The sequence below is a fragment of the Methylophaga sp. UBA5088 genome, assembly GCF_002414625.1.
Lineage (GTDB): Bacteria > Pseudomonadota > Gammaproteobacteria > Nitrosococcales > Methylophagaceae > Methylophaga > Methylophaga marina.
In genome coordinates this window covers 23,909-31,365 of the sequence record NZ_DIAC01000030.1, presented here as the reverse complement: position 1 = coordinate 31,365, position 7,457 = coordinate 23,909, and the positions used below count along the sequence as shown (strand labels likewise).

The 7,457-nt window shown below is 40.5% G+C and carries 9 protein-coding genes; all 9 read right to left on the bottom strand.

Annotated elements, in window-relative coordinates; genetic code table 11:
- The coding region (locus B4K20_RS04045; RefSeq protein WP_289281985.1) for a WecB/TagA/CpsF family glycosyltransferase at positions 1 to 407 on the bottom strand (407 nt) is incomplete at its 3' end.
- Positions 404 to 1,123, bottom strand: coding sequence for a hypothetical protein (locus B4K20_RS04040; RefSeq protein WP_289281984.1), 720 nt, complete (start codon positions 1,121 to 1,123; stop codon positions 404 to 406). The genes B4K20_RS04045 and B4K20_RS04040, both read right to left, overlap by 4 nt.
- Complete coding sequence (locus B4K20_RS04035) at positions 1,124 to 2,353, bottom strand: glycosyltransferase (protein ID WP_289281983.1); 1,230 nt, start codon at positions 2,351 to 2,353, stop codon at positions 1,124 to 1,126. It abuts the gene before it with no gap.
- Positions 2,354 to 2,365: 12 nt separating this feature from the next.
- Positions 2,366 to 3,289: a glycosyltransferase gene (locus B4K20_RS04030; protein WP_289281982.1), complete on the bottom strand. Its 924-nt coding sequence runs from the start codon at positions 3,287 to 3,289 to the stop codon at positions 2,366 to 2,368.
- Positions 3,290 to 3,338: 49 nt separating this feature from the next.
- Positions 3,339 to 4,322, bottom strand: coding sequence for a glycosyltransferase family 2 protein (locus tag B4K20_RS04025; RefSeq protein ID WP_289281981.1), 984 nt, complete (start codon positions 4,320 to 4,322; stop codon positions 3,339 to 3,341).
- 64 nt (positions 4,323 to 4,386) lie between these two features.
- Positions 4,387 to 5,430: an acyltransferase family protein gene (locus tag B4K20_RS04020; protein ID WP_289281980.1), complete on the bottom strand. Its 1,044-nt coding sequence runs from the start codon at positions 5,428 to 5,430 to the stop codon at positions 4,387 to 4,389.
- Positions 5,427 to 5,930: a serine O-acetyltransferase gene (locus tag B4K20_RS04015; RefSeq protein WP_289281979.1), complete on the bottom strand. Its 504-nt coding sequence runs from the start codon at positions 5,928 to 5,930 to the stop codon at positions 5,427 to 5,429. The genes B4K20_RS04020 and B4K20_RS04015 overlap by 4 nt, the downstream gene beginning before the upstream one ends.
- A 30-nt stretch (positions 5,931 to 5,960) precedes the next feature.
- Complete coding sequence (locus tag B4K20_RS04010; RefSeq protein ID WP_289281978.1) at positions 5,961 to 6,824, bottom strand: sulfotransferase family protein; 864 nt, start codon at positions 6,822 to 6,824, stop codon at positions 5,961 to 5,963.
- Positions 6,817 to 7,457, bottom strand: a 641-nt coding sequence (locus B4K20_RS04005; protein WP_289281977.1) for a glycosyltransferase family 2 protein, incomplete at its 5' end; no start/stop codon positions are given. The genes B4K20_RS04010 and B4K20_RS04005, both read right to left, overlap by 8 nt.

Below are 7,457 nucleotides of genomic sequence, written 5' to 3'. Positions count from 1 at the left end.
CTGTTGAGCTGCTCATGAGCTTGTTTGGCAACACCTGGTTCGCCACCGAAGAAAAACACCCGAATCGGTTTTTCTCGATGTGTGTCAGACAAAAATTGAAATAAGTCAGAGCCAGCTACGCGTTCCTTGACGGGTAACCCCATCATCTTGGCCAACCACACTAAAGGCATACCATCTATAACAGACAGATCACTTACAGCAACAGATTGATAAAAAGCGTCATCCCCGTGTGCTGCAATCGTGAAGTTGATATTTGGTGTGGAAAGAAAACAGCGTTTTTTAGATGAAATGGCTTGCTCAATCAGCTTTGCCGATTCAGCAATGCTGACAAAGTCGAAAGGTAGCCCCATCAAAACATGCTGTTTATTACGCTCATGAATAGCAGGAAAGGTGGAATTATTAGTCATTTGTTAGTCTCATCACGAGGTAATCCCCAGATTTCTTGGTGAGACCCCTTGGCAGGTAATTCAAAACAACAATGTGCATAAATCCAGCCAATGAATTCAACTAATACCGTTTTCGCACCAGCACTCGTCTGCCACCAATTGGCTAATCTAAATTCTCTTGGAGATGCGCTGATAATACCGATAGGAATAGCTAAAGCATCAAACGCCTGTTTGTACAAAAAATAAGTCCTGCGGCTATGCACATTTCCTGAAAACACATTAATCCCTTTCACCTTATCTATTGAAGGTGTTGCTTCAATAAACTTTCTCACCATCACTGCACTGAGATAGGTTCTATCTTGAGCAGAGGCAGGTGTTGGAATTACCTTAAGATTGTCCATACTTAGACCTAATAATTTCAGTTGATGGGCAGCTTGTTCAGCATAAGAATCAAACTGATCAGTAAAATTCCTCGCTTCAGGCCCACCCGTGGTGATCACTAAATCATAGTGACCAGATTTATATTCCATATAAGCCTGGCTGAGCGCATCAGACTCAAGCCAGCCCTCCACAACCAGAATATTAGCCTCAACAGGCGCTTGTTTAGCTAAAAAAAACGCAACATTGTTTATAAAGAATATGGCGATGGTCAGCAATAACAAAATAAAAATGATGACCGACCATATGGTGGGAACAAGAATAAAGCGTCGTCTGAAAAACCATCCATGTTTCTGCATCTACAAGTTACCAATTGATTCAGCAAATAATGCCTCTAAACGCTTAGCATTAATATCCTGTGCAAATTCTTGCTGCACTTTCTTCTCAGCATGACTGATGAGCGCTCCCCGTAAAGCTTCGTCCTTTATCAGCTCGAGCATCGCCGCAGCTAATTGCTCACTATTACCTGGCTCAATTAATTTACCTGTTTCCTCATCAATTACAAGCTCTGGGATACCGGAAATTCTAGATGAGATGACAGCCGTTCCCACCATCATCGCTTCCATCAATACAACAGGGATACCATCCATATCGCCCTGTTTATCTTTTTTACAAGGTAAGACAAATAAATCCAACTCTCTGACAAATTTGACGACCAGATCATGAGGCAATGGCCCCAGAAATACGACATTGTCATTCAAATCAAGTTGTGTAACTTGCTGTTTTAACTCTTCTTCCAGTGGACCCGACCCAGCTATTTCGACAGTAAAATCAGAAAATTGAGTCTTTAGGGTAGCGAGAGCAGAAATAAGCGTATCAATCCCTTTTTTCTCTACTAGTCTACCGACAAGACCTATACGTACTGGGCTTGATAGTGCTATTGAAGACTTGAGAGTGAACACGCGACTATCTACGCCACAGCGAATAATTTCTAATTTGTCAGGATTAACTTGATAAGTTTGCTGAATATAGTGACGATTAAAATCAGAGATTGTGGCAAAGAAACTAGACCTTTCGACCTTTTTATCCAACAATAAACCTCGCTCAAATATATCATTGGCATGGGCTGTAACGCTGAAAGATATGCCCGAGAGCATACTGGCATACATAGCAATATCTGTAGGTACATGAGCAAAATGCACATGCAGATGTTGAGTAGAATTCTCTTTTAATTCTTGAGCTAGCTTAGCTGCATAAAAAAACCGATAAAACAAGGCTAATGCATCACGGGATAATATGTTCACTTTGAACATATCCTTCACGCACTCACCAAGTGCTTTTAAATAATGAACAGGTTTTTTTGTCAGTAAGTTGAGGTGGCTAAAAAAAACTTTCTTCTTTGGTGTTGCATAAAGATAGTTCACCTTGGAGCGCAGTGCGTCAAGATGTTTATCAGTGGCAGGCATTATCGGTTTATGAACAGAGAACGGTATTATCTCGTGCCCTAGCTCACTTAGAGCCAGAACCTCGTTATACACAAAAGTAGCAGATAACGCGGGTATCTCTGGTGCAAGATATGCCAGTTTCAAAGGTTGCTCCTACTAGCTGTGTGATTGTTGCCAAACAACAGCTTGTTGTTCATTTAACTGCTGGGTTGCTTCAGCTTTCCCTTTAACAAGACACTGCCATTGGTAATGGCGAATAAACGCAACCAGTGCTTTATCAGCAAATCTTGGTTGACGTGTCAGCATACTTTTCACATAGCCCCACCACATCGCTGCACCACCGAGAAAGTATGGCGGATGTAGCATACGGAAGACTGATGAAGCGGTCATGTAAATCAGCCCAGTACCCATAAAATATTGGCCAAATCCGTGACGCATACGTCCTGTAAATATACCTTTCTGACTCGAACCCATCGGTCTCAAGTGAATAAACTGTAAATCAGGCTCATCCCAGCTAACAGCAATCCAACCTAGCTGGCGACATTTATGACAATCAATGCCATCCCACATTACCTGGCGGACAAAACCACCAATTTCTTCAAAACACGTTCGACGATAAAATTTTGTCATACCAACCGACATCTCATCACCACACTTTTCACTGATAAGCTGGCCTGATTTTTTATCTCTAAAATAGGCTTTACCACTGCATGTACCAATGCGTGGGTTCTTATTCATGCGATCAATCAAAATCTCAAAATAACGTGAGGGTAAATCTAAATCCAAATCAAATTTACAGATAAAATCAAACTGACTGACGTCCACTTGGTCATAGCCATAGTAAAAAGCCTCAATAACACCGGGACCTACACTACGATGCCCTCGGTTCTCACGCGTAATCACTTTGATAAAAGGATATTTTTCAGCATACTCAGCCAGAACTTGTGGCGTAGCATCAGTTGAACCGTCATCAACAATCACCCATAGATCAGGCTTAATAGTCTGATTCACAACACTATCCAGCGTTATTCGCATATAGTCAGATTCGTTGCGACAAGGTGAAACCAGTAAGTAACTCATAAATTGTTCTCGTTTATTTAAGCAATCGGAAACTCAGTCGAATTAAGGGCTACTTATATTCAATGATTTTCTGTCGTTTACCTGTTAAAAAGTTTTTATAAAAAGTCATGATACCTAATGTCTGTGGAAACTTAGATAGCACGTTTGAACTGGCAACTATCAATGACATCGAAAGAGGAAAATACTTCTTTGCGTCACGAGCTGTCAGTCTCATTATTTGTAATGGATATACAAGCAATAGCCAAAGCATCAACGGCTGCAATAGCGATAGTATAAGTAACGTTGGCAAAATGAGAGACCAAAAAACATTGCTCCTAACTTCTTTAAATCTGAAGCGTTCCTGAGATTGTCCATGGAGATAATAAGATTCAGCATAAGCATGGCCAGCTCTTTTATGACGTTTCCACCATTGAGTAAATTTTGTCATAGCAGCATCATGTAATGTCATATCGGCATCAAGGCGCATAATCTTCCATCCTTGTTGACGCATACGGAAGCACATCTCAGGCTCTTCACCCGCAATCAAAAAGTCTGAATACCCATTGACACTCTGAAAAGCAGAAAGACGTATTAATGTATCTCCCCCGCATGCATTAGCATCTCCTACAGGGGTATTCCACTCGATATCACATAACTGGTTATATACGGAGTATTCTGGAAAACGTTCACGCCTTCGTCCACAAGCGATTGCATAATCGGGCGAAGATTGAAGAAATGTATGTGCTCTTTGAATCCAGCCCGATATTACCTCACAATCTCCATCCACAAACTGTATATACTCAATCTCTGGATGCGCTGTGATTAATACTCTTGCACCTTCATTTCTGGCTCTGGCAGCGGTGAATGGCTTCTGCAAATCCAATTCGATTGTAGTGACCCTCAAATCCATTGCTGCTTGGACACTACCATCAGTAGAACCAGAGTCAACATAGATTATATTAGCTATATCCTTTTGGAGTGATTTAATACAACGTATCAGACGTTCCCCCTCATTACGCCCTATAATGACAGCACCAATATTCGATAGTGACATTTTTACTTCACCTTATCCCAGTGGCTTTGTCTACTAAACAAAAATAGCATTGTTTCAATCATAATTAACTTTGTTTACTTGGCTTTCTTTTTGTCATTCTTTTTGCCAAATTAATCCAATATTTTTCGTAGTAGAACGTCGATAAATGAGCAAGAACAAACAATACAACAAAAAGTATAGGGCGTTTTAGATATTTTTCCAGCGTATCTCCAGACCCAAACCATGTGTTGACAAGAAGTGGATGGATAACATAAAGCGCATATGAAACGCTCGCTAAATAAACTAAAACACGGGCATTCAGATATGTCAGTAATGAGCTATTAATATTGTATAAAGTAGAGCCGACCAATACTGCAGCAATATAAGGTCTAAAATAATTTACAAAGCCACCCTCTGGGTGAGAGGCGACGAATAATGCCAACAATGCAAAATAAGGGTTAACTGCACGGAGAAATTTTTGAAGAAAACCCAGCCCTTTATCATTGTATACAAGCGAGAGGATTACGCCTGCCAGTATTTCATCCACCCTATAATAAGTGTTTATGGCAACATGAACCCCATCAACCATTCTGTTGGCTGTAATTAAAAAACACCCAATTACCAGGATGATAAATGCCTTCTCTCTAAAAAGAAGAAACAGTAAACCTATAGTAAGATAGAACTGTATTTCAACGCACAAACTCCAGAAGTGACTCGTGCCATGCACAAGGTCCATCGGAGGGTAATTAGCATAAAAAAAGAAGTGTGGAGCAAGTTTAGAAAGATCGATATTCAATATAGGAAAGGCAATAATCAAATATAGCCAAGCTAGAGGAATAATCCTAAGAATACGCCTGATAAAAAAATCATGAACGTTAGGACGATGTATTAGAAAATTCGTTATCAAAAAACCAGAAAGTATGAAAAAAATACTCATCCCAATCACACCTGAAGTGAAATTGAGCTGTAAAAATGAAGGCCCGAGAGGGAGCAGATGAGCTGCAAGTACTAACATTATGCTGATACCACGCCAACCATCAAGAACATAGAAATAATCTTCAGTATTCTGCTCTCTTTTAACAGCTATCTTTTTCTCTTTGGCAGTAATAAAACTGAGAAATTTATTCATGCATTGATATCACTAATCTGAGTAGTACCGATCAATTTGGCAGGCACCCCAGCAACAATTGCATAGTCAGGGACATCTTTAGTGACCACAGCATTCGCACCTATTAATGCGTGTTTACCTATGGTGATATCACCAATAATCTTCGCTCCCGCACCGATATCAACATGCCCTAAAAGCGTTGGTGCTTTTGCTTCGAATCGCTTGACCCCCAATGTCACCTGTTGATGAATAAGGCAATTCACACCAATTATAGAAGACGGGTGAATAACAATACCATTAGCGTGTGGCAGTGAAATCCCTCCGCCCATACTTACATTCAAAGGAATATCCGCACCAGTTACTACAGACCAAAAACGATGTCTTAGTACGGCAACCTTCTTTCTAAATGGAGCAATTAATGAACGCTGAGTCGAGGCATTTTGATAATCACGTATACTTTTTATTAGCTTTTTTGATGGCTGCCAAAAAGTAGTGACTTCCTCTCTCTGCCAGTCAGGCATATCCGCTGAGACCACGTTCATTTCCTCTGGTTATGTAAGACTTATATGAGTATTTTTTGCTAGTTCTTTATAGTTTTCAAGGCTAATCTGACAGCCACTCAACGAGCTTAAAGTTCTTAAATCATCGTTGAATATTTTTTCCAGCTTCTCGAGACTTCGAGTTGTTAGTTCCGGCCGTTCTTTCATAACCAACTGTTGTTTCACAAAGTCACGTAGGCCTCTGGGCACCAGGCTTCTTCTTAAGGAAGCCAATATCGGGTTGTTTACAATAAGATTGTAACCTTTGAACCGTCTCACACGCTGATTAGAAACATTTTGTTCGGGGAGGGTTTCATGCCATGTTACTGGTTTATCGTACCCAATAAATCGTGCAACACGTGCCAGCTCTAGCTCTGGCTCTTTCCTAAATGCTTCCGAAAAAACTAATAAAATGTTCTCACGACCATACTGTTCTATGTAGGGTATTATCTGCATAGAGTATAGACTGTAATTTATGAGTTCAGGGAATAAATCAATAGCTGTATTGATATCGTCTCTAATAACATTTTGGCTCCATTGATGAATGTAATGAGAGACAAGCCTTTCAACAGGATGCCTGATAACATAAACAAGCTTTATCTCAGGCAAATAGGAAGACATTCTATCTAGAGTATGAGGATAGTCTGGCAACTTTGTGTAGTGCGTACTGGACTCTCCACAAATATCATTACGATTTGCACTCTCAAATAACCCTTGATACCAATTCAAACCTAGCTGATAAACATCATCATCACTAAAAAAGTTTGGCTCTTTGGGAGTAGACATAAAGATGCCAGGCTGTAATGCCAATTGCTCATGTAAAGTGCTTGTGGCACTTTTCATAGCACCAATAATAATAAAGTTTGGTTTAGTCATAATCTTTCGGATGTATGTAGGCTCTTAGAGGATTAGTAAAGTTTATCCATGTGTCGCGCCATTGCCCTTTTGCAGTGTTGCTTTGATAATGCTTGGACAGCTTTTCTCTCAGTCCCGAAATTGCAGCACCAAGTGACCAAGCGATGTTAGCGAGAATAAGCCCCCAATAGCCATAGAGTAAATAAAAATATCGTGTCCGAGACTCATAGAAATAACGTGGTAATTTTTTCCTCAATTGAGCCTGAGACTTGAGAGGAGAGCTACCTCCACGCAGGTGAACAACGTGAGCATTCGGTTGATAAATGACTTTCCAACCTGCTTTTTTTGCACGATAACTAAACTCTACATCCTCAAAGTACATAAAGAACTTGTCATCCAAAAGCCCAACATCTTTTATTACCTGACCTCGTATTAGCACACAGGCAAAACTCACCCACTGATAATACTCAGCGCTGTCAGCCACTGGTCTTGCTACAATATACCTATCTAAGAGACGGGAAAATAAGCCGATGCTAGCAGCTTTAAGGAACTCACTCACTGGCGTATGAAAGTGAAAACAGCTCTCTTGAGGTTTGCCATCGGGCCATTCTAATCGTGCGCCCACCAAACCAGCCTCAGGGTTATTTTTTAGGT